Origin of the sequence: Microbispora sp. NBRC 16548 (assembly GCF_030268985.1) — a bacterium.
Classification (GTDB): domain Bacteria; phylum Actinomycetota; class Actinomycetes; order Streptosporangiales; family Streptosporangiaceae; genus Microbispora; species Microbispora catharanthi.
This window is the reverse complement of sequence record NZ_BSSF01000007.1, coordinates 306329-330217: the sequence shown is the minus strand read 5'-3', so window position 1 is coordinate 330217 and position 23889 is coordinate 306329. Positions and strand designations below refer to the sequence as shown.

At 71.9% G+C, this 23889-nt stretch carries 27 protein-coding genes and 1 tRNA gene; 15 read left to right on the top strand and 13 right to left on the bottom strand.

Going from position 1 to position 23889, the window contains the following annotated elements; all coding sequences use genetic code 11:
• Positions 1-162 precede the first annotated feature (162 nt).
• Together QSK36_RS21740 and QSK36_RS21735 are read left to right on the top strand one after the other, a co-directional pair.
• Entirely contained in the window at positions 163-1089 is a 927-nt protein-coding gene (locus QSK36_RS21740) for a carbohydrate kinase family protein (protein ID WP_285783672.1), read from the top strand.
• A complete protein-coding gene (locus QSK36_RS21735; protein ID WP_285783671.1) occupies positions 1086-2390 on the top strand; it encodes an alpha-glucosidase/alpha-galactosidase in 1305 nt (434 codons plus the stop codon). Before QSK36_RS21740 ends, QSK36_RS21735 begins: the two co-directional genes overlap by 4 nt.
• Before the next feature lie 11 nt (positions 2391-2401).
• On the opposite strand, the gene QSK36_RS21730 is transcribed toward QSK36_RS21735, so the two are convergent.
• A complete protein-coding gene (locus QSK36_RS21730; RefSeq protein ID WP_139577120.1) occupies positions 2402-3193 on the bottom strand; it encodes a DeoR/GlpR family DNA-binding transcription regulator in 792 nt (263 codons plus the stop codon).
• Complete coding sequence (locus QSK36_RS21725; RefSeq protein WP_183540353.1) at positions 3190-4503, bottom strand: family 4 glycosyl hydrolase; 1314 nt, start codon at positions 4501-4503, stop codon at positions 3190-3192. The genes QSK36_RS21730 and QSK36_RS21725 overlap by 4 nt, the downstream gene beginning before the upstream one ends.
• Positions 4504-4728: 225 nt before the next feature.
• Here QSK36_RS21725 and QSK36_RS21720 point away from each other — a divergent pair, with 225 nt between their 5' ends.
• From QSK36_RS21720 to QSK36_RS21710, 3 genes are read left to right on the top strand one after another with little or no spacing between them, the layout of a single operon-like run.
• Positions 4729-5622, top strand: coding sequence for an SIS domain-containing protein (locus QSK36_RS21720; protein WP_285783670.1), 894 nt, complete (start codon positions 4729-4731; stop codon positions 5620-5622).
• Positions 5619-6557, top strand: a complete 939-nt coding sequence (locus tag QSK36_RS21715; protein ID WP_285783669.1) for a 1-phosphofructokinase family hexose kinase — start codon at positions 5619-5621, stop codon at positions 6555-6557. The genes QSK36_RS21720 and QSK36_RS21715 overlap by 4 nt, the downstream gene beginning before the upstream one ends.
• Before the next feature lie 21 nt (positions 6558-6578).
• The gene (locus QSK36_RS21710; RefSeq protein WP_285783668.1) at positions 6579-7403 is read left to right on the top strand and encodes a class II fructose-bisphosphate aldolase; all 825 of its coding nucleotides are present in this window, start codon (positions 6579-6581) and stop codon (positions 7401-7403) included.
• A 44-nt stretch (positions 7404-7447) separates the two neighbouring features.
• On the opposite strand, the gene QSK36_RS21705 is transcribed toward QSK36_RS21710, so the two are convergent.
• From QSK36_RS21705 to QSK36_RS21695, 3 genes are all read right to left on the bottom strand, one after another.
• Positions 7448-8233 (bottom strand): DeoR/GlpR family DNA-binding transcription regulator, encoded by a 786-nt coding sequence (locus QSK36_RS21705; RefSeq protein ID WP_285783667.1) that lies wholly within the window; start codon positions 8231-8233, stop codon positions 7448-7450.
• 214 nt (positions 8234-8447) lie between these two features.
• Positions 8448-9785, bottom strand: a complete 1338-nt coding sequence (locus QSK36_RS21700; RefSeq protein ID WP_183540361.1) for a DUF2786 domain-containing protein — start codon at positions 9783-9785, stop codon at positions 8448-8450.
• Between the two features lie 147 nt (positions 9786-9932).
• Positions 9933-10850 carry a 2'-5' RNA ligase family protein gene (locus QSK36_RS21695; protein WP_285783666.1) on the bottom strand — a complete coding sequence of 306 codons (918 nt, stop codon included), beginning with the start codon at positions 10848-10850 and terminating at the stop codon, positions 9933-9935.
• A 174-nt stretch (positions 10851-11024) separates the two neighbouring features.
• On the opposite strand from QSK36_RS21695, the gene QSK36_RS21690 reads away from it, so the two are divergent.
• Positions 11025-11228, top strand: coding sequence for a hypothetical protein (locus tag QSK36_RS21690; protein ID WP_183540363.1), 204 nt, complete (start codon positions 11025-11027; stop codon positions 11226-11228).
• 119 nt (positions 11229-11347) lie between these two features.
• Here QSK36_RS21690 and QSK36_RS21685 read toward each other — a convergent pair.
• Positions 11348-11424, bottom strand: a tRNA-Lys gene (locus QSK36_RS21685).
• 162 nt (positions 11425-11586) lie between these two features.
• Between QSK36_RS21685 and QSK36_RS21680 the strand changes: the two genes are divergently transcribed.
• Complete coding sequence (locus QSK36_RS21680) at positions 11587-11949, top strand: PRC-barrel domain containing protein (protein WP_182899513.1); 363 nt, start codon at positions 11587-11589, stop codon at positions 11947-11949.
• A 110-nt stretch (positions 11950-12059) separates the two neighbouring features.
• On the opposite strand, the gene QSK36_RS21675 is transcribed toward QSK36_RS21680, so the two are convergent.
• Positions 12060-12656 carry a nucleotidyltransferase family protein gene (locus QSK36_RS21675; RefSeq protein WP_183540365.1) on the bottom strand — a complete coding sequence of 199 codons (597 nt, stop codon included), beginning with the start codon at positions 12654-12656 and terminating at the stop codon, positions 12060-12062.
• 55 nt (positions 12657-12711) lie between these two features.
• Here QSK36_RS21675 and QSK36_RS21670 point away from each other — a divergent pair, with 55 nt between their 5' ends.
• Both QSK36_RS21670 and QSK36_RS21665 read left to right on the top strand, forming a co-directional pair.
• Entirely contained in the window at positions 12712-13215 is a 504-nt protein-coding gene (locus QSK36_RS21670) for a DUF1360 domain-containing protein (RefSeq protein ID WP_183540367.1), read from the top strand.
• Positions 13212-13703: a DUF6328 family protein gene (locus QSK36_RS21665; protein WP_183540369.1), complete on the top strand. Its 492-nt coding sequence runs from the start codon at positions 13212-13214 to the stop codon at positions 13701-13703. The genes QSK36_RS21670 and QSK36_RS21665 overlap by 4 nt, the downstream gene beginning before the upstream one ends.
• Positions 13704-13773: 70 nt before the next feature.
• Here the strand turns inward: QSK36_RS21665 and QSK36_RS21660 are convergent, their stop codons facing one another.
• Positions 13774-14736: a TIGR03557 family F420-dependent LLM class oxidoreductase gene (locus QSK36_RS21660; RefSeq protein ID WP_285783665.1), complete on the bottom strand. Its 963-nt coding sequence runs from the start codon at positions 14734-14736 to the stop codon at positions 13774-13776.
• 120 nt (positions 14737-14856) lie between these two features.
• On the opposite strand from QSK36_RS21660, the gene QSK36_RS21655 reads away from it, so the two are divergent.
• The gene (locus QSK36_RS21655) at positions 14857-15006 is read left to right on the top strand and encodes a GPGG-motif small membrane protein (RefSeq protein WP_167530303.1); all 150 of its coding nucleotides are present in this window, start codon (positions 14857-14859) and stop codon (positions 15004-15006) included.
• Between the two features lie 104 nt (positions 15007-15110).
• Here QSK36_RS21655 and QSK36_RS21650 read toward each other — a convergent pair whose 3' ends face one another.
• From QSK36_RS21650 to QSK36_RS21640, 3 genes are all read right to left on the bottom strand, one after another.
• Positions 15111-15839: a metallophosphoesterase family protein gene (locus QSK36_RS21650; protein ID WP_285783664.1), complete on the bottom strand. Its 729-nt coding sequence runs from the start codon at positions 15837-15839 to the stop codon at positions 15111-15113.
• Positions 15836-16081: a BON domain-containing protein gene (locus QSK36_RS21645; protein WP_139577132.1), complete on the bottom strand. Its 246-nt coding sequence runs from the start codon at positions 16079-16081 to the stop codon at positions 15836-15838. The genes QSK36_RS21650 and QSK36_RS21645 overlap by 4 nt, the downstream gene beginning before the upstream one ends.
• A 320-nt stretch (positions 16082-16401) precedes the next feature.
• Positions 16402-16584 (bottom strand): hypothetical protein, encoded by a 183-nt coding sequence (locus tag QSK36_RS21640; protein WP_285783663.1) that lies wholly within the window; start codon positions 16582-16584, stop codon positions 16402-16404.
• A gap of 59 nt (positions 16585-16643) precedes the next feature.
• Between QSK36_RS21640 and QSK36_RS21635 the strand changes: the two genes are divergently transcribed.
• Both QSK36_RS21635 and QSK36_RS21630 read left to right on the top strand, forming a co-directional pair.
• Positions 16644-17852, top strand: coding sequence for a glycosyltransferase (locus tag QSK36_RS21635; RefSeq protein ID WP_285783662.1), 1209 nt, complete (start codon positions 16644-16646; stop codon positions 17850-17852).
• Between the two features lie 25 nt (positions 17853-17877).
• Positions 17878-18801 (top strand): glycosyltransferase family 9 protein, encoded by a 924-nt coding sequence (locus QSK36_RS21630; RefSeq protein WP_285783661.1) that lies wholly within the window; start codon positions 17878-17880, stop codon positions 18799-18801.
• Here the strand turns inward: QSK36_RS21630 and QSK36_RS21625 are convergent.
• Both QSK36_RS21625 and QSK36_RS21620 read right to left on the bottom strand, forming a co-directional pair.
• On the bottom strand, positions 18761-19813 hold the full coding sequence (locus tag QSK36_RS21625; protein ID WP_225898496.1) for a DNA topoisomerase IB: 1053 nt from the start codon (positions 19811-19813) through the stop codon (positions 18761-18763). The two genes, QSK36_RS21630 and QSK36_RS21625, sit on opposite strands and share 41 nt — an antisense overlap.
• Positions 19810-20859, bottom strand: coding sequence for a glycosyltransferase family 9 protein (locus QSK36_RS21620; RefSeq protein ID WP_285783660.1), 1050 nt, complete (start codon positions 20857-20859; stop codon positions 19810-19812). Before QSK36_RS21620 ends, QSK36_RS21625 begins: the two co-directional genes overlap by 4 nt.
• A 264-nt stretch (positions 20860-21123) precedes the next feature.
• Between QSK36_RS21620 and rfaE2 the strand changes: the two genes are divergently transcribed.
• From rfaE2 to QSK36_RS21605, 3 genes are read left to right on the top strand one after another with little or no spacing between them, the layout of a single operon-like run.
• Positions 21124-22569 (top strand): D-glycero-beta-D-manno-heptose 1-phosphate adenylyltransferase, encoded by a 1446-nt coding sequence (gene rfaE2 / locus QSK36_RS21615; RefSeq protein ID WP_285783659.1) that lies wholly within the window; start codon positions 21124-21126, stop codon positions 22567-22569.
• A 10-nt stretch (positions 22570-22579) separates the two neighbouring features.
• On the top strand, positions 22580-22828 hold the full coding sequence (locus QSK36_RS21610) for a hypothetical protein (protein ID WP_139579994.1): 249 nt from the start codon (positions 22580-22582) through the stop codon (positions 22826-22828).
• Between the two features lie 10 nt (positions 22829-22838).
• Positions 22839-23831 carry an SDR family oxidoreductase gene (locus QSK36_RS21605; RefSeq protein WP_285783798.1) on the top strand — a complete coding sequence of 331 codons (993 nt, stop codon included), beginning with the start codon at positions 22839-22841 and terminating at the stop codon, positions 23829-23831.
• Positions 23832-23889 lie beyond the last annotated feature (58 nt).

The window sequence follows — 23889 nt, the reverse complement described above, 5'->3', positions numbered from 1 at the left end:
CGGGACGAGCCGGTGCGGGCGGGATGTTGGAGACCATAATGGTCCCTTTCGAAACCTTGTCAATACCTTCGAAGCCGCCGCATTCACCCCTTTGGATGACCCTTTCGGGCCTATATCGAAAGACTTGACAAGTTATCGAAGGTGCTGGGACCGTTCCGGTCCATGGGGAGACCAGATTTCGACCTGCTCGTCGTCGGTGACGCGAACCCCGACGTGGTCGTCACGGGAGCGCCGCGCGTTCCGGAGTTCGGCCAGCGCGAGCGGCTCGTCGAGGCCGGCGCGCTGGTGCTCGGCGGATCGGGGGCGATCACGGCCTGCGGCGCGGCCCGGCTGGGCCTGCGCACCGCCTTCGCCGGCCGCGTGGGCGACGACGCCGCAGGCGCGTTCGTGCTCGACGCGCTCACCCGCAGCGGGGTGGACGTCTCCGCCTGCGTCGTGGACCCCGCCGCGCCGACGGCCCTCACCGTGGTGCTGGCCGACGGCGGCGACCGGGCCATCCTGACCGCGCCCGGCTGCCTGGACCGGCTCGAACCGGGCGACGTGCCGGCGGAGCTGCTGGAGCGCGCCGCCCACGTCCACGTCTCGTCCTACTTCCTGCAGCCCCGGCTGGCCTCCGGCCTGCCCGCCCTGTTCCGTACGGCACGGGCCGCGGGGGCCACCACGTCCCTGGACACCAACGACGACCCGTCGGGCCGCTGGCAGGGGCTCGACGAGGTCCTGCCGCTGACCGGCGTCCTGCTGCCGAACGAGCGCGAGGCCCTCGCCATCGCCGGGCGCGCCGACGGCGACCTCGAAGGCGCCGTACGCGACCTCGCCGCCCGGGGCACCACCCCTGTGGTCAAATGCGGCGGCGACGGCGCGCTGACGATCCACGAGGGCGAGCCGGTCCGCGTGCCGGCCGCCCCGGCCACCGTGGCCGACACGGTCGGAGCCGGCGACAGCTTCAACGCCGGCCTCCTCGCGGCCCGCCTGCGCGGGCTCCCGCTCCACCGCGCCCTGGAGGTCGCGGTGGCCTGCGGCACCCTCTCCACCCGAGCCGCGGGGGGCACAGCGGCGCAGCCGACCTGGGAGGAAGTAGTCACCCGATGAGAAACCCGAAGATCGCCTTCATCGGCGCGGGAAGCGTCGTCTTCACCCAGGGCCTGCTCGCGGACCTGCTGGCCTACCCCGAGCTGCGGGAGGCCAGGATCGCGCTGCACGACATCGACGCCGAGCGGCTGCGGGTCGCCGAGACCGTCGCGCACCGGATCGCGGCGGCCCGCGGCGCCCGGCCGTCGGTCACCGCCGATCTCGACCGCCGGGCCGCGCTCGACGGCGCCGACTTCGTCATCAACATCATCCAGGTGGGCGGGCACGACGCGACCGTCACCGACTTCGAGATCCCCGCCCGGTATGGCCTGCGGCAGACGATCGCCGACACGATCGGCGTCGGCGGGATCTTCCGGGCGCTGCGCACCTTCCCGGTCCTGGACGCCCTCGCGGCCGACATGGCCGCCGTCTGCCCCGACGCCCTGCTGCTCAACTACACCAACCCGATGGCCATGAACGTCTGGTATCTCAGCGGCAAGGTGCGCAACGTCGTCGGCCTGTGCCACTCGGTGTACTGGACCATGCGGGGGCTGGCGGACCTCGTGACCGTGCCGTACGAGGAGGTGGCGTACCTGGCGGCCGGGGTGAACCACCAGGCGTGGGTGCTGCGGTTCGAGCGGGACGGCGAGAACCTGTACGACCGGCTGGACGACGCCATCGCCCGCGACCCGGAGCTGCGCCGCCGGGTGCGGGTGGAGATGTACCGGCGCCTGGGCCACTATCCGACCGAGACCAGCGAGCATTCGGCCGAGTATCTGCCCTGGCTGCTGCGCCACGACGGCGAGATCGACCGGCTGCGCATCCCGGTGGGCGAGTACGTGCGGATCAGCGAGGAGAACGTGCGCGAGTACAAGCGCACCCGCGACGCCGTACGGCACGGCGGGGACCTGCCCGTGGAGGGCACCGGCGAGTACGCCCCGCAGATCATCCACAGCGTCGTGACCGGCACCCCGCGTGTGGTCTACGGCAACGTCGTCAACGACGGGCTGATCGCCAACCTGCCGCCCGGGTGCGTGGTCGAGGTGCCGTGCGCGGTGGACGCGACCGGGGTGCTGCCCACCCGGGTCGGCGCCCTCCCGCCGCAGTGCGCCGCGCTCAACCGGGCATACGTCAACGTCAACGAGCTGACCGTGCGGGCCGCGCGGGAAGGACGGCCGGAGCATGTGCGGCACGCCATGATGGTGGACCCGAACACGTCGGCGACGCTGTCGCTGGAGGAGATCTGGCGGCTGTGCGACGACCTGACCCGGGTGCACGGCGACCTGCTTCCCGAGGCGCTGCGCGCGACCCTCGCCGGCTGACGCCCGCCGCCTCAGGCCGCGATCTCCACCTTGAGGCCGCGATCGCGGAGCACGGCCACCGTCGCCGGATCGGCCGACTCCCCCGTGATGAGCAGGTCGATCTCCGACAGCGGGCAGATCGGCGCCATCCCGATCGCCCCGAGCTTGGAGGAGTCGGCGACCACGATGCGGCGGCCGGCCGCCCGCAGCATGCGCTGCTTCATCTCCGCGTCGGGCAGGTTCACGTTGGTGATCCCGACGTCCGGGTGGACGCCGCCGCAGCCGATGAAGACGGTGTCCACCCGGATGCCCTCGATGGCCTTGCCGCCGAGCGGATCCACCAGGGAGTGCTGCTGGCGGCGCAGGCTCCCCCCGGTCACGACGACGGCGAAGCGGGGCAGCGCGGGCTCCAGCTCCAGCGCCGTACGCAGGCCGTTGGTGAAGACGGTGACCTCGGTGAGGTCGGCCCGGGCGACGAGCTCCCTGGCCACGTAGGCGGTGGTGGTACCCGCGCCCATCATCACGCTCTCCCCCGAGCCGACCAGCCGGGCCGCCGCCTTGGCGATCAGCGCCTTCTCCACGGCCGCCGTGCCGAGCGACAGCTCGAACGACGGTTCGGTGCGCCGCGGCGGGCCGGCCGCGACGGCCCCGCCGCGCACCCGGCGGATGCGTCCCTGCTCCTCCAGCGCGTCCAGGTCGGCGCGTACGGTGACGCTGGAGACGCCGAACGCCTCGGCGAGCTCGGCGACCCGGGCGAACTCCTGCTCCATGAGCATGCCGAGCATGCGCTCGCGCCGCACTTCCGTGGGCATGGAGTCGGTCATGGCCTGCTCCCGGCGAATCGGACGCCCTCCGGCAGCAGGTCGCCGTGCGCCTCGATCAGCTCGTCGCAGAGCGCCTCGATCGCGGGCAGGGGCAGGGTCGCGGCGGTGTTCGGGTCGAGCATCGCGGCGTGGTGGACGTGCCTGCGGTCGCCGTCGAGCACCGCGCGCACGGTCAGCTCGACGACGTTGAGGAACGTGCGGTTGAGCGCCACGAGCTGGATGGGCAGCTCTCCCACCGGCCGGGGGTGGACGCCGTCGGCGTCGACCAGGGCGGGCACCTCCACGCAGCAGCCCTCGGGCAGGTTGCCGATCAGCCCGTGGTTGGGGACGTTGACGTAGACCTCCTTCTCCTGGCCGGTCAGCATGGCCAGGAGCGCGGCGGCCGCGGGCTCCTGGTGCTGCCAGCGCACCAGCAGCGACCGGCCGGCCGACAGCGCCCGCCGCGTCTCCTCGTACAGGTGCAGGCTGTGGCCCACCCGCCGCAGGTACTCCTCGGGACGCACCCCGAGGCGCGCGGTCTCCTCGCTGTGCCGCATGAACCACGGGACGTACTCGGCGGCGTGCTCGCTCGACTGGGTCGGGTAGTAGCCGAACCGGCGGTAGAGCTCCACCCGCACGTGCCGCCGCAGCTCGGGATCGGCCTCGAGCACCTCGTCGAGGTCGGTATACAGGGAGCGGCCCTCGGCCTCGAACCGCAGCACGAACGACTGGTGGTTGAGACCCGCGCTGAGGAACGTGACCTCGTCCAGCCCCCTGCCGACCAGATCTGCCAGGTACGCGTGCGTGTCGCAGACGGCGTGGCACACCCCGGCGAACCGCTTGAAACCGGTCGCCTCCTGCACCGCCCAGCCCGTCATCGCCATCGGGTCGCTGCAGCTCAGCAGCCAGGCGTCCGGGCACAGCTCGGCCATCTCGCGGCCCAGCTCGACGAAGACCGGAATCGTCCGCAGCCCGCGGAAGATGCCGCCGATGCCGATGGTGTCGCCGATCGTCTGGCGCAGGCCGTACCTGTGCGGGATCTCGAAGTCGCGCAGGGTCGCCTCGAACCCGCCCACGTCGATGTGCCCGACGACGAAGTCGGCGCCGTCCAGCGCCCTGCGCCTGCTCGGGCAGGTGACGATCGCCGCCACCGACCCGGCTTCGGCGTCGAGCGCGCGGACCAGGGCCTCTGCCGTCGCGAGCTGCCCGGGGTTCTCGTCGTGCAGCACGATCTCCAGCTCGCCCCGCAGCGAGGGGGCGAGGAGAAGATCGGAGACCACCCTGCGCGTCAGCTCCACGTCCCCGACGCCGACGAAGACGATGCGCGCCATCCCACCTCCCGCCCGGTACGTGCGCGAAGACTACTTCACCCAATGCTCCCACGCACCCCATGAAAGAACGATGCGCGATCTTGCGTGTAACCCATTGATTCCGCGCACATCACGTCATCACCTGCCCCGGTCTGTTGGCGTTCGCGACGACCGTACGGCGTCCTCCATTGCTCGAAACTGCTCGATAGTGCTACAAATCTTGCATCAATGAGCACTGGAGGGCCCGTGAGTCACACCGAGACCGAGATCGCGTCCCAGCCGGCCTGCTGGAGCCGCGCCGCCGGCCTGGCCTCCTCCGGCGCCCTGCCGGCGAAGGGCGAACGGGTGGCGGTGGTCGGCTGCGGCACCTCGTGGTTCATCGCCCAGGCCTACGCCGCGCTCCGCGAGGGCGCGGGGCACGGCGAGACCGACGCCTTCCCCGCCTCCGAGGCCCCGATCGGCCGCCGTTACGACCGGGTGCTGGCGCTCACCAGGTCGGGCACCACGACCGAGGTGCTCGACCTGCTCCGCCGCATCCGCGAGCAGGGCGGGGAGCGGGCCCGGACGGCCGCGGTCACCGCCGACCCGCACACGCCGGTCATGTCCCTCGCCGACGAGGTCGCCGTCCTCGACTTCGCCGACGAGCGGTCGGTCGTGCAAACGCGGTTCGCCACCGCGCAGCTCGCCATGCTGCGGGCGCACCTCGGCGAGGACCTCACCGGGGCGATCGCCGACGCGGAGCGCGCGCTCGCCGAACCGCTGTCCCCCGGCCTCGTGGCCGCCGAGCAGTTCTCCTTCCTCGGCACCGGCTGGACGTACGGCCTGGCGCGGGAGGCGGCGCTGAAGATGCGGGAGGCCTCGCAGTCGTGGACGGAGGCCTACCTCGCCATGGAGTATCGCCACGGCCCGATCAGCATCGCCGCGCCCGGCCGCGTCACGTGGGCGTTCGGCCCGGTGCCGCGCGGGCTGCGGGGCGAGGTGGAGGCCACCGGCGCCATGTTCGTGGAGGGCGGCCTCGACCCCATGGCCGAGCTCATCCTGGTGCAACGGCTCGCGGTCGCCAGGGCGCACGCCCGCGGTCTCGACCCCGACCTGCCGGCGCACCTCACCCGATCGGTCATCCTCCCCGAATCGCCGTGACCGGCGTGATCCTCACCGTCACGGTGAACGCCGCGCTCGACGTCACCTACGGCGTCGACGACGTCGACTGGAACGGCGTCAACCGCGTGCGCGGCGTGCACCGCAGGGCGGGCGGCAAGGGCGTCAACGTGGCCCGCGTCCTCACCGCCCTCGGCCACGAGGTCCTCGCCGTCGGCCTGGCCGGCGGCCCGACCGGCGACGCCGTGCTCGCCGACCTGTCCGCGGCCGGCGTCCCCGCCGCGTTCACCCCCATCGCGGGAGAGACCCGCACCACCCTCGCCGTCCGCGCGGCCCGGCGGACCACGCTGTTCAACGAGCCGGGGCCGGTGGTCACCCCGGAGGAGCTGGCGCGCTTTCTCGACGCGTACGAGCGGGCCCTCGGCGGGGCGTCCGCCGTGGTGATCTCCGGCAGCCTCCCGCGCGGACTGCCCGCCGACCTCTACGCCACGCTGGCCGCCGTCGCCGCCCGGCACGACGTCCCGGCCGTCGTGGACGCCGACGGCGCTCCCCTGCGCCACGCCCCCGCCGGCCGGCCCGCCGTGCTCAAACCCAACGCCGAGGAGCTCGCCCGCGCGCTGCGTCCGGACGCCGGGGAGGCGCCGGACATCGCCACCGGAGCCCGCCTCCTGAGGGACGAGGGCGCCGGCTCGGTCGTGGTCTCGCTGGGGGCGGACGGCGTGCTCGCCGCGACCCCGGAGGGGACCTGGCGGGCCCGCATGCCCTACCGAGTGGAGGGCAATCCGACCGGCGCCGGAGACGCGCTGGTTGCGGGACTCGCGCTCGGCCTGGTGGAGGGCACGCCGTGGCCGGAACGGCTCCGCCGCGCCGCCGCCCTCGGCGCCGCCGCCGTCGCCACCCCCGTCGCGGGCGACGTCGATCCCGGCGTCTACCGGCGCGTCCACCCCGACATCACCGTCGAACCCCACCACCCCTGACCAGACCTTCGGAGGCCCACCATGCCCCTCGCCGGCATCGGCGACATCATCCGCGACGCGCCCCTCGGCCTGGGCGCGTTCAACATGATCCAGCTCGAACACGCGGAGGCCATCGTCGCGGGCGCCGAGGCCGCCGGCGTCCCGGTGGTGCTGCAGATCAGCGAGAACTGCGTGCGCTACCACGGCGCGCTGGCCCCGGTCGCGCTGGCGTCGCTCGCCCTGGCCCGGGCCGCCGCCGTTCCGGTGGCCGTGCACCTCGACCACGCCACCGACAGGTCCCTGGTCGAGGAGGCCGTCGGCCTGGGCCTCGGCTCGGTGATGTACGACGCGTCCGCCCTGGACCACGAGGCCAACGCGACGGCCACGGCCGAGGTGGCGCGCTGGTGCCACGAGCGCGGGGTGTGGGTGGAGGCCGAGCTCGGCGAGATCGGCGGCAAGGACGGCGTGCACGCCCCGGGCGCCAGGACCAGACCCGGCGAGGCCGCCGGCTACGTCGAGAGGACCGGGGTGGACGCCCTGGCCGTCGCGGTCGGCAGCTCGCACGCCATGACCACGAAGGACGCGGTCCTCGATCTCGGCCTGATCGCCGAGCTCCACGCCGCCGTCCCGGTCCCGCTGGTGCTCCACGGCTCCTCCGGGGTTCCGGACGCGACCATCCGCGCGGCCGTACGGCACGGCATGAAGAAGATCAATATCGCGACCCATCTCAACAAGGCGTTCACGGCGGCGGTCCGCGACCGTCTGACCGCCGACACGTCCGTGGTCGACTCGCGCAAATACCTCAAGGCGGGCCGCGACGCGGTCACCCGGGAGGTCGCCCACCTCCTCGGCGTACTGACCTCTTGACATGACCCGGTTGACATGATCCGGGTGCGCGCCCGGGGGATTTCTCAGGCACGCACGACCTTGACACCCGCGTCGGCGAAGGGCGCCGTCTGCTCCTCGGTCGCCGCGCTGTCGGTGACGAGGATGTCGATCTGGTTCACCGGGCAGATCCGCGCGAACGCCCGCCTGCCGAGCTTCGAGCTGTCCGCCACGATGACGACCTGCTGCGCGCGGGAGGCCATGATCTGGTTGACCGCCGCCTCCCCCTCGTTGTGGGCGCTCGCGCCGTGTTCCAGGTGCAGGGCGTCGACCCCCAGGATCGCCAGGTCCAGAGCGACGCGCTCCAGCATGCCGGCGGCGATCGGGCCGATCAGCTCGTACGACTGGGGCCGGGCGGAGCCGCCCGTGGTGACGACGTGGATCTGCGGGCGGAGCACCAGTTCGTTGGCGATGTTCAGAGCGTTGGTCACCACGGTCACCACCGGGCTCCGCTGGTCGGTGTTCAGGTCGGGGCGCGTGGCCAGCGCCCGGCCGACCTCCGTCAGCGTCGTGCCGCCGTTCAGGCCCACGGTGGCGCCGGCGGGGACCATGGCGGCCGCCGCCGCTCCGATCCGCTGCTTCTCCGGGGCGTGCCTGGCGACCTTGTATCGCAGGGGCAGGTCATAGGTGACGCTGTGCGCCGACGCCCCGCCACGTGTGCGGGTGAGGAGTTGCTGGGAGGCCAGCTCGTCGAAGTCCCGCCGCACCGTGGCGGGCGACACGCCGAGGTGCTCGGCGGTCTCCTCCACGTCGAGGTGTCCACGCTCGGCGAGCAGCTCCAACAAGGTGTTCCACCGCTCGTATCTGCTCACGGCCACTCCTTGCTCACACCGCTGCCTGCGCGACCCATCATGCCCGGTCCGGGAGGTTCCGGGACCCCAGGCATGCCTTCGGCCGACTGCGCCTCCCCCGTCCGTCTCCCTGGTCCCTGCGGTCTCGCGGTGGCCGTGCGCGCCGTGCTCTGGGCCGCTGTGCGCCGCTCATGCCGCTCCGTGCCGCTCCGTCGGTCGATCACCACGAGCAGGATCAGCGGCCTCCCCCTGCGATCTTTCCGCGGACGTCGAGGACGGCCCGGTCGGCGGCGGCCCGGCCGGAGATCCAGCCCTCCCGGTTGCTGACCGCGCCCGCGCCGACCATGGTCAGCGTCGGGAAGATCTCCTCGACCTTCGCCTCGACGGCCTGTTCCCGGGCCGCCAGCACCGGCAGCAGGTCGCGCCCGGCATCGGCGGCCGCCTCCCGCACCGCCTCCCGCACGGCCTCTCCCGCCGCTTCCCGCAGCCGCTCGCCGATCCGCTGGGCGTACGCCGCGAGGAACGACTGCCGGAACGACCGCGTGCGGGACCGGCCGGAGCCGTCCCTGCGGGATCCGGCCAGCCTCAACGCGGTCGTGGCCTGCACCAGCAGGGAGGTGAACAGCACCTCCACCGCGGCCAGGTCCGCGGGGAACCCGAGCACGGTGGCGAACCCGAAATGACGGCTCCACACCGAGCGGCAGTGGTTGGCCGAGGCGATGACGTCCAGCAGCATCGCCTTCGGGCCCTCGTAGGGCGCGTCGACCCCCAGCCGGCGCCCCTCCGGCCGGCCGGCTCCTCCCGGGCCGGCGGCCGCCCGGGAGGCGAGCAGCGCGGCGTCGATGCTGTGCCGGGCCATCAGCGCCTGGGCCGCGGCGGTGAACGTCTCCGCCTCCGCCTCGAACTCGGTCGACTCGGCCTTCGCCAGCAGGGCCCGCACCCGGGCGAGCGTCCGCTCGTCGACGGCGCCGTCCCGGACGCCGGGCGTACGCCTGGCCGTTCCCGGCACGGGGCACAGCCGCTCCAGCGGCGGCAGCGTGGCCAGCAGATGGATCACCCGAAGCGCGCAGGCGACCATCGCGGTCCGGTCGCCGTCCTCACGGAGGTACTCCTCGTCGCGGCCCCACCACACCGTCGCACCGATGGCGTCGAGCTGGTCGAGCCAGCGATCGTCCACGGTCGCCGCGGCGTAGGCACGCATCTCGGCCGCGACGGCGTCGGTCACGAGGCGGACGTGCCGGGCCTCCAGCCGCCGGACCCCCAGCCGTACGACGTCGGCGGGCTGCCAGCCGCCGTGCCAGGCGAGCGTCACATGCCGGTTCAGGGCGTCGAGCAGGGCCCGGTCCACGACCTGGCGCAGCCCCTGGCCCTGCGCGAGGACCTTCACGCATCGCCGGAACTCGGTCTCGTCGCGGCGGCGGCGCGCCTCCAGCGCCGCGGACAGCAGCCCGGCCACCAGGTCCTCGGCCCGCTGCCCCGGCTCGCCGGACGACCAGGGGAAGCTCCACGCGGCTCCGCCCGGCGGCCCGAGGCTCCACCGCCGCCGCGTGCCCTCCCGCTCTCCGCCGCTCATCCGCTCGCCCTCCCCCGATCGGCACCCCCGGGATGCTCGACGGCCGCCCGGTCGGTCGTGCGAGCGATTCTGTCAGCCCCGGCCCCCGGCGCCGTGACGTTATCCACAGGCCGGTGGGAGTGCCTGTCAGGCGGGCCCGGCGGAATCTCAACCGAGCAGGCGGAAGCGTTCGGCCACGATCAGCGTGTCGTCGTCGACGACCGGTGGCCCGCCCAGGACTGCGGACATCTCCGGGCCGGTCCAGAAGCGCTCGTGCGCGGCCCGCCACTGGGCGACGGTGTCGTACCCCTCGCCCTCGTCGCGGGCGAACGCCTCGTCGACCTCCCGGATCGGCGCCACCCGCACCTGCGTCGTCTCCAGCAGCGCCACTCGCCGCCCGGCCGAGTCGATCAACGCCGCCCACCGGCCGACGACCGGAAGTGGATCACCGCAGTGCTCGTAGTCCGCCAGCAGGCCCGCGGTGGCGGTCTTGTCCCCGCTCAGGATCGCGGCCACCAGGCGATCGCGCAGGGGCCCGGGGAAGGCGAACTCGGCCGACGGCGGCTCCCCAAGGGGGAAGAATCCCTCCGCTCTCCAGCTCTCCCCGTCGAAGACCCGCAGCGTCACTCCGCCGACGAACGCCGTCACGGGCAGCCCGGCCGCCAGGTCCGCCGCGACTCCGGCGACGACCTCGCCGCCGAGTCCCTCCGCGACCGTGAGGTGCGGCACGATGTCGCCGAACCGGACTCCGTACGGCGGCGCCTCCGGCCAACGGCCCACCACCGCCTCGGCGAGCTCCCGCAGCGGGCCGTCCGGGTCCGGTGCGAGGTAGAGCACGCCCGGGAAGCGGCCGACGCCCCCGAACGCGACCTCGAACGGCCGTCGCTCCGCGAACAGGTCCCGCAGCGTGGAGAGCACGCCGTCGTCGAGGCGTTCTCGCGGGAGGAAGGGATACAGGACGGTGACGTGCGCGGGCATGCCGTACGCCGCGGAGGAGTCGTAGCGTTCCCGAAGGCCCCGGACCAGGGGCTCGGCCGAGGGGACCTCCACCACCAGGGCGGTCTCACCGATCTCGAAGGGTGCCATGACCGACATCCTCCCGCCGGATGGTCACGCGTACGACCGCCGCCACTGCGGCGAGTAACGTACCGCTCTGGGCATTTACATGGAGGATTCGACCAGATTAAATCTTTATTTCCAGATACGAAGTGATCTAGGCCACATTGGTGCCGTGCCTGATCGTGCGAGGAGTGGTGCCCGATGGTGTTCTCGCTGGCGAAGCGGATGATCTGCGCTTTCGGACGGGGATTCGTACGGCTTGGACGGTACTGGGCCGCCCAGTTCGGCCTCGCCTATGCGCTGGCCTGGGGTCCCGACGCGCCCAACCTGGCGCGCGAGCAGGAGGAGGAGACCGAACACTGGGACTGGTCGATCCCCTACCACTGGTACGAGACCTCCCGCTGACCGCCCCGTCGGCCGGACCGGCCTTCGGCAGGTTCCGGCGATGAGCGGCGTCACAAGGTGAAGGCTGGCCCGCGGAATGCGAAAGGCCCAGGTCAGCCGTGCCGACCTGAGCCTTCTTGTGGTGCGCCGCCAGGGACTCGAACCCCGGACCCGCTGATTAAGAGTCAGCTGCTCTAACCAACTGAGCTAGCGGCGCCCGCACGACAAGAGTAGCGGCATCCGGAGGTGCTCCGCGCCACCGGCGCGCTCACCGCGTCGGAATACGGGCGACCAGATCATGTCCTGCCCTTACGTGTCCGGGATGTTCCCCTTCTCGCCTTCGGGTACGTGGAGTGACGACGAAGGGAGTGTGAGCACCATGACACCGGATCTCTGGTCGTATTCCGACACCGTGTCGGGCACGGGACAGCAGATGGATATTGCTGGATACGACGTGCAGGCGGTGGACGGGAAGATCGGTTCCGTTGACGAGGCCACCTACGAGGCCGGCCAGAGCTACATCGTCGTGGACACGGGCCCGTGGATCTTCGGCAAGAAGGTCATGCTTCCCGCGAGTGTGGTGACGAGGATCGACTTCCAGGACCGCAAGGTCTTCGTCAGCCGCACGAAACAGGAGATCAAGAACGCGCCGGAGTTCCATGAGACGGCGATGACCGACCCGGGCTATCGGGACCGTGTCGGGGAGTACTACGGACGATTCCCCCGCACTTCGTCCATGTGAGTGACATGTGAAAGGGGGCCGCGCCGTCACGGCGCGGCCCCTCTCTACGCCGGCGAGCCGGACCCCGCCCGGCCCCTCCTCCGCACGGACCGGGACGGCGGGCCCGGTGTTCAGGGCCAGGCGCTGTCCGGCCGAGGTGTCGTAGGGGCGATGATGTGCAGCCGCTCCAGGAGCGTGACGAACGTCGAGGCGTACGGCGACGGCGCGGCGACCGAGGCGACCCTGTCCCAGTCCACCTGCTCCCGCATGGCGCGGACCATGGGCAGCAGCGAGCCGTAGTCGCAGACGTGCTCGGACAGCGGCAGTATCCAGGAGATCACAAGATCGGTGGCTTCGAGGACCGGCAGGCTCAACGCGGCGGTGTTGATCGGCTGTGCCCTGGCGATCATGGCCTCGGTCACGGGCCTGTCGGCCAGCGAGAAGATCAGGTCGACGAGGACCCCTTCCTCGTCGAACGCCTTGACCAGCCAGTCCTCCGGTGGTTTCGCGGTCCGGAAACCCAGGCTCTCCAGGGTCTTCAGCGCGAGCGGGACGTCTTCCTCGACCAGGGCGAAGTCGACGTCGTGCAGTGATGGCGCGGCGCCCCTCGCGTAGCCGGCGCAGCCTCCGGCCAGGGCGAACCGCACCCCGGCCTCCTTGAGACCGGCCCCGGCGCGCTTGAGCGTCTCAAGAATCGCGTCGGTGACTTCATGACTGTGACTACCCACTCACGTCGCTTGCCCAGCCATGTTCGCTGCAAACAATCCCGGGTAGGGCGCGCTCATGACCGAGACCCTTCAGGAGATCAAGCGCGAGTACGAGGGGGAGGACAACCGTCCGCTGGCCTCGTACACACGGGTTCTCGCGGTGTACGGCGGGGCCGTCACGGTGCTGCTCGCCGCGGCGAAGCTGACAGGCCGTCAGGCCCCCGAGAAGATCAAGGTGATGGACCTCATGCTCATGGGGCTGTTCACCCACCGGCTCTCGCGGACGCTCGCGAAGGACCCGGTCACCAGCCCCATCCGCGCTCCCTTCACCCGTTACGAGGGCGTCTCCGGCCCGGCGGAGCTCAAGGAGGAGGTCCGCGGTCACGGGCTGCAGCACGCCGTGGGCGAGCTGCTGACCTGCCCGTTCTGCCTGTCCCAGTGGATCGCGACGGGATACGCGGCGGGCACCGTGTTCTTTCCCAGACTGACCCGGCTGGCCGGGGCCACCATGGCGGCCGTGGCGATCTCCGACTGGCTCCAGCTCGCCTACGCGCGCCTGATGAAGAAGGCCGAGGAATGAGTGAGGTTCTCGAGCCTCTGGAGAACACCGACGAGAACCCGAAGGAGCGCGTCGACCGCGAGCTCGGCGAGCTGCTGCAGGGCCTGCGGGTGGCCGCGACGGGCGTGCAGGTGCTGTTCGCGTTCCTGCTGACGCTGCCGTTCTCCTCCGGTTTCAGCAAGATCGATACGACCGGGAACTGGCTGTTCTACCTGGCGGTCGTCAGCGCGGCGGTCGCGTCGATCTGCACGATCGCCCCGGCGACCCAGCACCGCATCCTGTTCCGGTCGGGGCTCAAGGAACTGCTGCTGCGCCGGGCCAACCGGCTGGGCGTGGCCGGCGGGGTGTCCCTGGCCGTGTCCATGACCTGCTCCACCGCCCTGGTTCTGGACGCGCTGACCAGCCCCGGGCCCGCCGCGCTGGTCGGTGCGGGTGTGGCGCTGCTGTGCGCCTGGCTGTGGTTCGTCCAGCCGCTCCTGTCGCTGCGCCTGGTCAAGAACGAGGGCTAGAAGTCCGGGGAGCGCGACCGCGGTGCCCGCGGTCGCGCTCTCGTGTGCGACGCATGTTGTCCCAGGCGTGTCAGCGCCGTTCCCGCAGGCACGGCAGGATCTGCGTCGAGTAGAAGTCGAAGAACCCCTCCTGCTCCGTGCCGATCTGGGAGATGTAGACCTCGTCGAAACCGGCGTCCACGTACGCGCGGATCGCGTTCAGATGCGCCTCCGGGGAGGGCCCGCAGGGCGTCGACTGGGTGGCGGCCTCCTCCGTGACGAGCTGCGAGAGCTGCTCGAAGTGCCGCGGCAGCGGCAGGAGCTGGGCGGCCTCGCCCGGGATCCCCTGGTTGGGCCAGAGCCTGTGGACGGTCCTGCGCGCCTCGGCCTCGTCGTGCGCCCAGCACACCTTCAGCCCGGCCGCGCACGGCTTGCCCTCGCCGCCCGCCTTGTGGAACGCCTCGACCATGTCGGCGGCGGGCGCGGTGTGGATGTAGCCGTCGCCGAGCCGTCCCGCGAGATCGACGGACTTGGACCCGAAGCCCGAGATGTAGATCGGCGGGGGCTGGTCGGGCAGCGAGTACAGCCGGGCCGTGTCCACTTCGTAGAACTCGCCCTGGTACGTCACCAGCTCGCCCGTCCACAGCTCCCTGATGACGTCGAGGGCCTCCTCCAGCATGCGCTGGCGCTCCTCGGCCGGGGGCCACTGGTCGCCCAGGATGTGCTCGTTCAGCGCCTCGCCGGTGCCGACCCCCAGGCGGAACCTGCCGTCGAGCAGGATCTGGGCGGTCGCCGCGGCCTGGGCGATGATCGCCGGGTGGATGCGGATGAGGGGGCAGGTGACCGCGGTGGTCACCGGCAGCAACGTGGCCTGAGAGACGGCTCCGATGACGGACCACACGAACGAGCTCTCGCCCTGCTCGTCCAGCCACGGGTGAAAGTGGTCGGAGATCCACAACGCCTCGAAGCCGGCTTCCTCGGCGAGTTTCGCCTGACGTACCAGCTCCTTGGGGTCATGCTCCTCGCTGGACAGAAAATATCCGAAAGTGGTCATGTATCACCAGATGCCCGAATATTGTCAAGCAAACGTAACAATGGGTGCTTCAAGGGCAAATTCAATCGGGGCCAGGGCTCGATGATGTTACGAGACCCTTTGCAGGGGCAGTGGAGGGCCATGGCTACTCTGCTTTGGATCATCGCCGTGGTACTGGTCATCGCCGGGATCTACGTCATCCTGGCCCGTCGGGACATCCTCTGGGGGATCGTCCTCATCGTCCTCGGATTCCTCGTCGGCCCCGGGGGCGTCAGCATCTTCAATCCCTAGCACCGACCTCACCCGCAAGCCGCAACCTCATCCACGCTACTCGCGGACACCGAGACGGCGGCCGGCCGAAGGGCCGGTCGCCGTCTCGCGATCGGAACAGCGAATCAGCAGTGGTCGCCGTTCAGGCAGTAAACGGTGTAGGCGTGCTTGATTACCGGAAGGGCGACATTACGCACCCGGATACCTCCGGGAGTGACGCCCTTTTCCGTGCCCGCGTGCGCGTGGCCGTGAATGAAAAGATCGGCGCCCTCGGCGTCGGCCGCCTCCGCCAGCATGTAGCTGCCGAGGAACGGATAGATTTCCGGCGGCTCGCCCATCAGCGTGTCCTTCACGGGCGAGTAATGGCTGAGCACGATCTTGTGGTCGGCGTCCAGCTCCTTGAGCGCCCGCCGCCACCGCTCGGCGATCTCCTTCGTGTGCCGGACGAACGCCTTGGTCTCCGGCTCCCCGAACTCGCTGGCGCACTTCCCGGCGAAACCGCCGCCGAAGCCCTTGCCTCCGGCGACTCCGAGTCGTACGCCGTCGATGGGGACGACCGCGCCCTCGTCGTCGAGGACGGTGATGCCGGCGTCGCGGAGGAGATCGGTGATCTCCTCATTCCGGTCGGAGTGGTAGTCGTGGTTGCCCAGCACGGCGACGACGGGGATGGGCAGGCCGCTCAGCTCCTCGGCGACCACCTGGGCCTCGGGGACCGTGCCGTGCCTGGTCAGATCGCCTCCCACCAGCAGCACGTCCGCCCGGCGCTCGATGCCCTCGATCTTCTTGCGATAGTGGCCGCGCAGGTCCTCGCCCAGATGGATGTCCGCGACGGCGGCGATCCGCAGCTCCCTCACAGATGCTCCTCCTCTCCCGGCTCCCGCACCTCCACCAAGGTGAGCTCGTTGTGCACCCGCAGGCCCGGAGCCGCCTCCCGGGCGACGTTCTCGATCTGGTGCCGCCGCTCGTCACAGGAGACCTGCCCGCGTAGGTAGACCTCTTCTCCTCGCACATCCACCCGAATGCCCAGTTCGGTGGTCCGTTCGTCCTCCGCAAGAGCCCGCTGCACGCGGGCCGCGACATAGTGCGGCGTCTCCATCTCTTCCCCTCGTGTCCCCCTCGGTTCCGTATGCCTAGCGCTGCCCGGCCCTTTCCGAGCGAAACCACTGGTTTGACGGGCGCGAGGGTGGATATGGTTGTTGGTATTCCTGGTGCCTAAGACGCAGGTACCTCCTTGGCGTGAGCATGCCGTGACGGAGGAGCGTCTTGGGAACGTGTGACCGGTTTTCACCCCGCCCTGAGCGGAGCATCGCGGGCACCGGCAACACCGCTTCCCACACCTCTTCCACGGGCGCTCCCTCCACCGGCCCCCACGTCGCCGCCCGTCCCGTACGGGCCGCCTTCGGCGCCACCCCACGGTTATGCGCCACCGTCCTCGCGGGCCGCACGCCCGCCCTCCACCGTCCCGCCGCGGCCCGCCATGCGTGCGCCGCCGTCGTCGCGGGCCATTCCGCCCCAGGGAACCGTCGCGGCCGCATCCGCGCCGACGACTCCCGCACGCCGCGACCGGCCGCCGCCGTCCCGGTCGCCGGGCCTGCACACCTGGACTCCCTGACCCCCGAGCCGGGTACCCGCCACTGCCGCTCTTGGAGGAACCCCCAGTGAAGATCGCCATGGTCTCGGAGCACGCCAGCCCGCTCGCCACCCTCGGCGGTGTCGACGCCGGCGGCCAGAATGTGCACGTCGCCGCCCTCGCCCAGGAGCTCGCCCGCGCCGGTCACGAGGTCACCGTCTACACCCGCAAGGACCGCGAGGACCTGCCGGAAACCGTCGCCTTCGGCCCGGGTGTGGACGTCGTCCACGTCCCCGCGGGCCCCGCCTCCGAGATCCCCAAGGACGAGATCCTTCCCTGGATCCCCCACTTCGGGAAGTGGCTGCACGACCGGTGGCTGTTCGACCGCCCGGACGTCGTGCACAGCCACTTCTGGATGAGCGGGCTGGCCACGGTCGGCGCGGCGGAGAAGCTGCGCATCCCGGTCGTCCACACCTACCACGCGCTCGGCAGCGTCAAGCGGCGTCACCAGGGCCCGGCGGACACCAGCCCGCGGGATCGCATCGAGGCCGAGGCCGAGATCGGACGGCGCGTCGACGGCATCATCGCGACCTGCAACGACGAGGTCGACGAGCTGATCCGCATGCGCGTGCCGCGCCGCGCGACCCGGGTCGTCCCCTGCGGAGTGGACGTCACCACCTTCCATCCCCACGTCGAGCCTCTGGAGCGGCCGGAGCGCCCGCGCCTGCTGTCGGTCGGCCGGCTCGTGCCGCGCAAGGGCCTGGAGACCACCATCAGGGCGCTGCAGTACCTGCGGGACGCCGAGCTGGTCATCGCGGGCGGTCCCCCCGCGGCCGAGCTGCACCACGACCCCGAGGTCACCCGGCTGCGCTGGCTCGCGGCCCAGGCGGGCGTCTCCGACCGGGTCCGCTTCCTCGGCCGGGTCGAGCGAGACACGCTGCCCTCGCTGATGCGCTCGGCCGCCGCCGTCGTGTCCGTGCCCTGGTACGAGCCGTTCGGGATGGTGGCGCTCGAGGCGATGGCCTGCGGCGTCCCGGTCGTCGCCTCGGCGGTCGGCGGCCAGAAGGAGACGGTGGTCAACAACGTGACCGGCCTTCTCGTGCCGCCCTGCAAGCCCGTCGTGCTGGCCAAAGCGCTGCGCAAGCTGCTCGACGACCCGGTGCGGCGCACGGCGTACGGCATCGCGGGGGCCGACCGGGCCCGCGCGAGGTACGCCTGGAGCCGCATCGCCGCCGAGACCCTGGCCGCCTACGACCGGGCCCTGTCCGCCCGGGAGCTGGAAAGGAGCGCCTCTTGATCCTGCCTACCCCCGAGGTGAGCCGGTGACGTCGACGGCCCTCGTGCTGCGCTCTGACGGCATCGGGGGCCTGCTCACCGTGGTGCCCGCGCTGCGCGCCCTGCGCCGCCACGGGCTGCGCGTCGTCCTGGCCTGCCCACCGGAGCTGAGCGAACTCGCCGCGCTGACCGGGGCGGTCGACCGGATCCTGCCCGCGTACGGGCTCGCGCCGCTGTCGTGGCCCGGGCCCGGCGAGGAGGACGCCGATCACCCGCCGCTCCTGCCGGACCTCGCCGTCAACCTGCACGGCCGCGGGCCGCGCAGCCACCGCATCCTGCTGAACCTGCGCTACCGGGGCGAGGGGGCGAGACGCCTGTGGGCGTACGCCAACCCGGACGTCCCCTGGATCAGGGGGCCGTGGTGGGACCCCGGCGAGCACGAGGTGCTGCGGTGGTGCCGGCTGCTCCGGTGGCACGGCGTGCCGGCCGATCCGGAGGACTCGGCGCTGCCCACTCCCCTAACCGCGAGCCCCGCACCGGGGGCCGTCGTGGTCCACCCCGGCGCGGGCGGCACGTCGCTGCGCTGGCCCGCCGATCGGTTCGCCGAGGTGGCCCGGATGCTCACGGACGAGGGCCTCCCCGTCGTGATCACCGGCAGCTCGCGGGAGCGGCCGATGGCGCTGCTCGTGGCGACCCGGGCGGTGCTGCCGCCGCAGATCGTGCTCGCGGGCCGCACCTCGCTCCGGGAGCTGTGCGCACTGGTCGCCGGGGCCCGGCTGGTCATCAGCGGCGACGTCGCGATGACGCGGCTCGCCGCGTCCTATCGGACGCCCTCGGTGCTCGTGTCCACGGCGGACGCACGGCACCCGATCCTGCACGAGGTGGACGGCGCCGACCGCCTGGACGCCGCGGTCCCGGCCGCCCAGGTGGTCAACGCCGCCGTGCGGGCGCTCGGCGCAGGAGTTCGATGACGGCCTCCTCGACCGGCCCGTGGGTGGCGAGCCGGCCCTCGCCGGTGTCCTCACCCAGCCGTTCGAGGGGGATCGTCCGTCCCTTCTCGTACAGCCCGACGACGCGCGGGTCCACATAGGAGGCGCGGCAGACCGACGGCGTGTTGCCCAGGTACTCCGACACCTCCTTCATCACCCTGGAGACCGCCCGCTTGCGCCCCGCGCCGCTGCGTACGGGGCGGGAGACGGCGAGCCCGACCGCCGCCAGGACCGTGGCGTGCCAGGTGCGGAAGTCCTTGGCCGAGACGTCGGTGCCGAACGCCTCCTTCAGGTAGGCGTTGATGTCGGCGCTCCGCACGTCCACCCAGCCGTCGTCGGCGCGGTAGCGCAGCAGCTCGCCCCCGCGCCCCTTCGACAGCGCCGTCAGCACCTCGCACACGTCCGCGTCGGCCAGCACCTGCTCCCGTTCCTTGCGGCCCTTGGCCAGGTAGCGGCACACGACCTTGCCGTCGCCGCACTTCACGTGCGACGTCTTCAGCGTGGCCAGGCCGTAGGAGTCGGTGTACTCCTCCCCGCCGACGCGGAAGAAGCCGATGTCGAGCATGCGCGCGGCGGTGGCCAGCACGCGTTCGCGGCTCAGCTCGTCGCCACGCAGGTCGCGGGTGACCCGCTCGCGGAACGCGGGGAGCATCTGGGCGATCTCCAGCACGTGGTCGAACTTGGCCTCGTCCTGCTGCCTGCGCCACTCGTCGTGGTAGCGGTACTGCCGCCGGCCCGCCGAGTCGGTGCCCACGGCCTGGAGGTGGCCGTTCGGGTGGGCGCAGATCCACACGTCGGTCCAGGCCGGCGGGATCGCCAGGGACTTGATCCGGCGCAGTGTGGCGCGGTCCTTCACGGGCCGGCCGGAGGCCCAGATGTAGCTGAACCCGCGCCCGCGGCGCCTGCGCCGGATGCCCGGCTCGCTCGGGTCGCTCGGCCGCAGTTCGACGGGCGGTGTCTCGAAGACCTTCGCCTTCTCCGCCATGGTGCTCATCGCAGCAGGTCCCACGCCTGTTCGAGCACGTCGTCCACGCTCACGTCGCCCACCCACGAGACGTCCCGGTGGCCGCACTCGCGCATGCCCTCGGACCCCGCGGGGAGCCCGCAGATCGGGCAGCCGGACGTCCAGGAGATCAGCGGCCGCTGGTGTCCCCTGCTCAGCGGACCCCAGTTGATCATGTTGCCGCACCAGTAGACCCCCACCGTGGGCGTGCCGGTCGCCGCCGCCAGGTGGCGCGGGCCGGTGTCGTTGGAGACGAGCAGGTCGCAGGCGGCGTACAGCGCGGTGAGCCCGCCGAGGGACAGCTCGCCGACGACGGCCCTCGCCGGGGTCTGCATCTGCGCCACGACCTTCTCGACGACCTCCCGCTCCTCCTCGACGCCGGTCACCACCACCGGCCGTCCGAGGCGGTCGGCGACCTCGGCGAAGCGCTCCGGCGGCCATCTCCTGCGCCGGTCCCCCGCGCCCGGGTGGATCGCCACCAGCCCCCGGGGCACCTTGCCGAGCGTGCGGTTCAGCTCGGCCCAGTCCTCCCTGACGACCGCGATCCTCGGCTCGATCTCGTTGGTGGCCGCGCCGAGCAGCCCGGCCACCTCCAGGTAGCGCAGGGTCTCGTGCTGGTAGTGGACGTACGGCACCCAGCGGTCGAGCGGCGCGGCGTCGGGGGTGCGCAGGCCGGCCGTCACCCGCGCGCCGAGGCGGCGGATGAACGGATTGGAGTTACGCCCGCCGCCGTGCATCTGGACGGCCAGGTCGAACCTGCGCTGACGCAGGTCCTCGTACAGCTCCTCGGGGGCGGCGATCCCGTCGGGCGGGGAGGAGACGCCGGAGATGGGCGGCAACGCCACCACCTCGTCCACCGGGCCCGGACGATTGCGCAGGAACCGCGCGTGCCATTCGCGGCCGAGCAGAGTGATCTTGGCGGCGGGATACGCCCGCCGCAGCGCCCCGATGGCGGGCAGTGCCAGCAGCAGGTCGCCCAGGGCGTTCGCCCTCAGCACGGCGATCCGCTCGACTCCTTCGACGAGCAGCGCGCTCATGCCACCCCCTCGCCTGGCGGCTCGGGGTCGCGTCGTGCCGCAGGCGCGCAGATCAGCACTTCGCGAATCGCGCTGTGCATATCGACTCGCTCGCTCATGGGCAGGACACCCCCCATTCCTCCGGCCCGCCGGCTGACCCCCGGCGGAACACTCGTGTGGAGCGACGTCTGATCCCGGTTACCCCGGTGCGGCGGCCCCAAACCGGGCGGCCGGGTCTGCCGTGCCTCTTGTTTCCCCTGCGTCTGCGGGGGTAGCCGCCGAGGTATGACGGAAGAGACGCTCAACCGTTTCGGTGAAGTCACAGCCGTCGTCGTCGGGGACGTGATGCTCGACTCGTGGCTGCGGGGCCGCACGAAGCGCATGGCCCAGGAGGCCCCGGTGCCGGTGGTGACCGTCGAGCAGATCGAGGACCAGCCGGGCGGCGCCGCCAACACGGCCGTGAACCTGGCCGCCCTGGGCGCGCGGGTCCACATGGTGGGGATCACCGGCGCCGACCCCGCCGGGGCGACGCTCAACGCGACCCTGGGACGGCTCGACATCGAGGGCCTGGTCATCGTGCGGAGCTGGCGGACCTCGGTCAAGCGCCGGGTGCTGACCGACGGCCAGATCGTGGCGCGATACGACGAGGAGGACGAGGCGCCGCTGCCGGAGGCGGCCGAGCGCGAGCTCATCGAGCAGATCACCCGGCTCGCGGCGGACGCGGACGTCGTCATCGCCTGCGACTACGGCGGCGGGGTGTGCACCCCGAACGTCCGCCGGGCGCTGTGCCACCTGAGCATCGAGCGGAGCGAGGGATCACGGGGCGCGCCGATCCTCGTGGTGGACGCCCACGACGTGGCCGCCTGGCGGGACTGCCGGCCGACGGCCGTGCTGCCCAACTACGCCGAGGTGCGGCGGCTGCTGGACGAGGGGGACGACCACGACCGGGTGGCGTTCCTGTCCGCGCGCTCGGAGGACCTCATCGAGGCCACCGCCGCCGACCTCGTGGTCACCACGCTGGACGGCGAGGGCACGCTGCTGCACCGGCGCGGCAGGGAGCCGCACCGCACGTACGCGACCCCCGCGCCCGACACGATGAGCATCGGTGCGGGCGACACCTTCACGGCGGCGTTCTCGCTCGCCCTGGCGGCGGGCGCGGAGCCCGAGCGTGCCGCCGACATCGGCCAGGCGGCGGCGAGCGTGGTGGTGCGCCGCCAGGGGACGGCCACCTGCTCCCACGAGGACCTGCTGCAGGCGCTGCGCCCCGACACCGCGCTGCCGCCCGAGCGGCTGGCCGCGTGCCTGGAGCGCCACCGCGCCGAGGGCAAGCGGATCGTCTTCACCAACGGATGCTTCGACGTGCTGCACCGCGGGCACGTCGCCTGCCTTGAGGAGGCCGCCCGGCTCGGCGACGTGCTGGTCGTCGCGGTCAACAGCGACGACGGCGTGGCCCGGCTGAAGGGACCGGAGCGCCCGATCAACCGGTGCGAGGACCGGGTGGCGGTGCTCGCGGCGCTGGGCTGTGTGGACTACATCACCGTCTTCGACGAGGACAGCCCGACCGAGCTGCTGCGGCTCGTCCGGCCGGAGGTGTACGTCAAGGGCGGCGACTACCACCCCGACCTGCTGCCCGAGGCGGATCTGGTCAGGGAGCTGGGCGGAGAGGTGCGGGTGCTCGGTTACGTCCCGGACCGGTCCACCACGGCGATAGTGAACCGGATTCGAGGGTAGAGGGGCCTCCATGACCGAAGAACAACGTTCGCCGACCGGCAAGCCCATGGTGGAGGCGACGCCGATGGACGTGATCCACGTCCGTATCGCGTCGTTCGCCCTGGTCTTCTGTTTCGCCGTTCTGGTGCTCTCCTTCGTCGGGCGCATCTGGGTGCTGACCGGGATCGTCGTGGCGATCATGGCGATCATCGCGATCTACATGGCGCTCGCCGTACGCAGGCAGAAGAGGCTCGGCGGCGGGCCGCAATCGAGAGGATGACGAGGTGAGCCTGAAGGACAAGGTCGTCGTGGTGACCGGCGCGAGCGGCGGAGTGGGCCGCGCGGTGGTCCGGCAGCTCGGAGCGGAGGGTGCGAAGGTCGCGCTCATCGCACGTGGAGAGGCAGGCCTCGCCAGCGCCGCCGTGGACGTCGGGGCCGAGGGCGGCACCGGGAAGACCTTCGCCGCGGACGTCTCCGACTACGACCAGGTCCGCCAGGCCGCCCAGCGGGCCGAGGCCGAGCTGGGCCCCATCGACGTGTGGATCAACATCGCGTTCACGACGGTGTTCGCGCCGTTCCTGGAGATCACCCCCGAGGATTACGAGCGCGAGACCAAGGTGACCTATCTCGGCTACGTCTGGGGCACCCGGGTGGCCCTGGAGATGATGAAGCCGCGCGACAAGGGCGTCATCGTGCAGGCGGGCTCGGCCCTTGCCTACCGTTCGATCCCGCTGCAGTCGGCGTACTGCGGCGCCAAGCACGCGATCGTCGGGTTCACCGAGTCGGTGCGGACGGAGCTGCTCGCCGAGGACTCGGGCGTGAAGATCACGGTGGTGCAGCTCCCGGCGCTCAACACCCCGCAGTTCGACTGGGGGCTGAACCGGATGCGGCGGCACGCGCAGCCGGTGCCGCCGATCTACCAGCCGGAGGTGGCCGCCGACGCGCTCGTCTACGCCGCCGAGCACCCGGAGCGCAAGGAGTACTGGGTCGGCGGGATGACCGCGGCCACGATCATGGGCCAGCGGACGGTGCCCGCCCTGCTCGACCGCTACCTCGCGAGGACCGGGGTGAAGTCGCAGCTCACCGGTGAGAAGGCGCCGACCGGGGTGTCCAACCTGTGGGAACCCGCGGACGAGGACAAGGACTACGGAGCGCACGGCGGCTTCGACCGGCGGTCGCACGGCCGCAGCGTGCAGTTGTGGATGTCGCAGCACCGCCGCCTGGTCACCCTCGCCGGTCTCGGGCTCGCCGCCGCCGCCGGTCTCGGCCTGCGCCGCCACTGACGGTCCCAAAATCCCGACATATCGGGTACGTACCTTTTACGGCGATACGAAGGGGCGT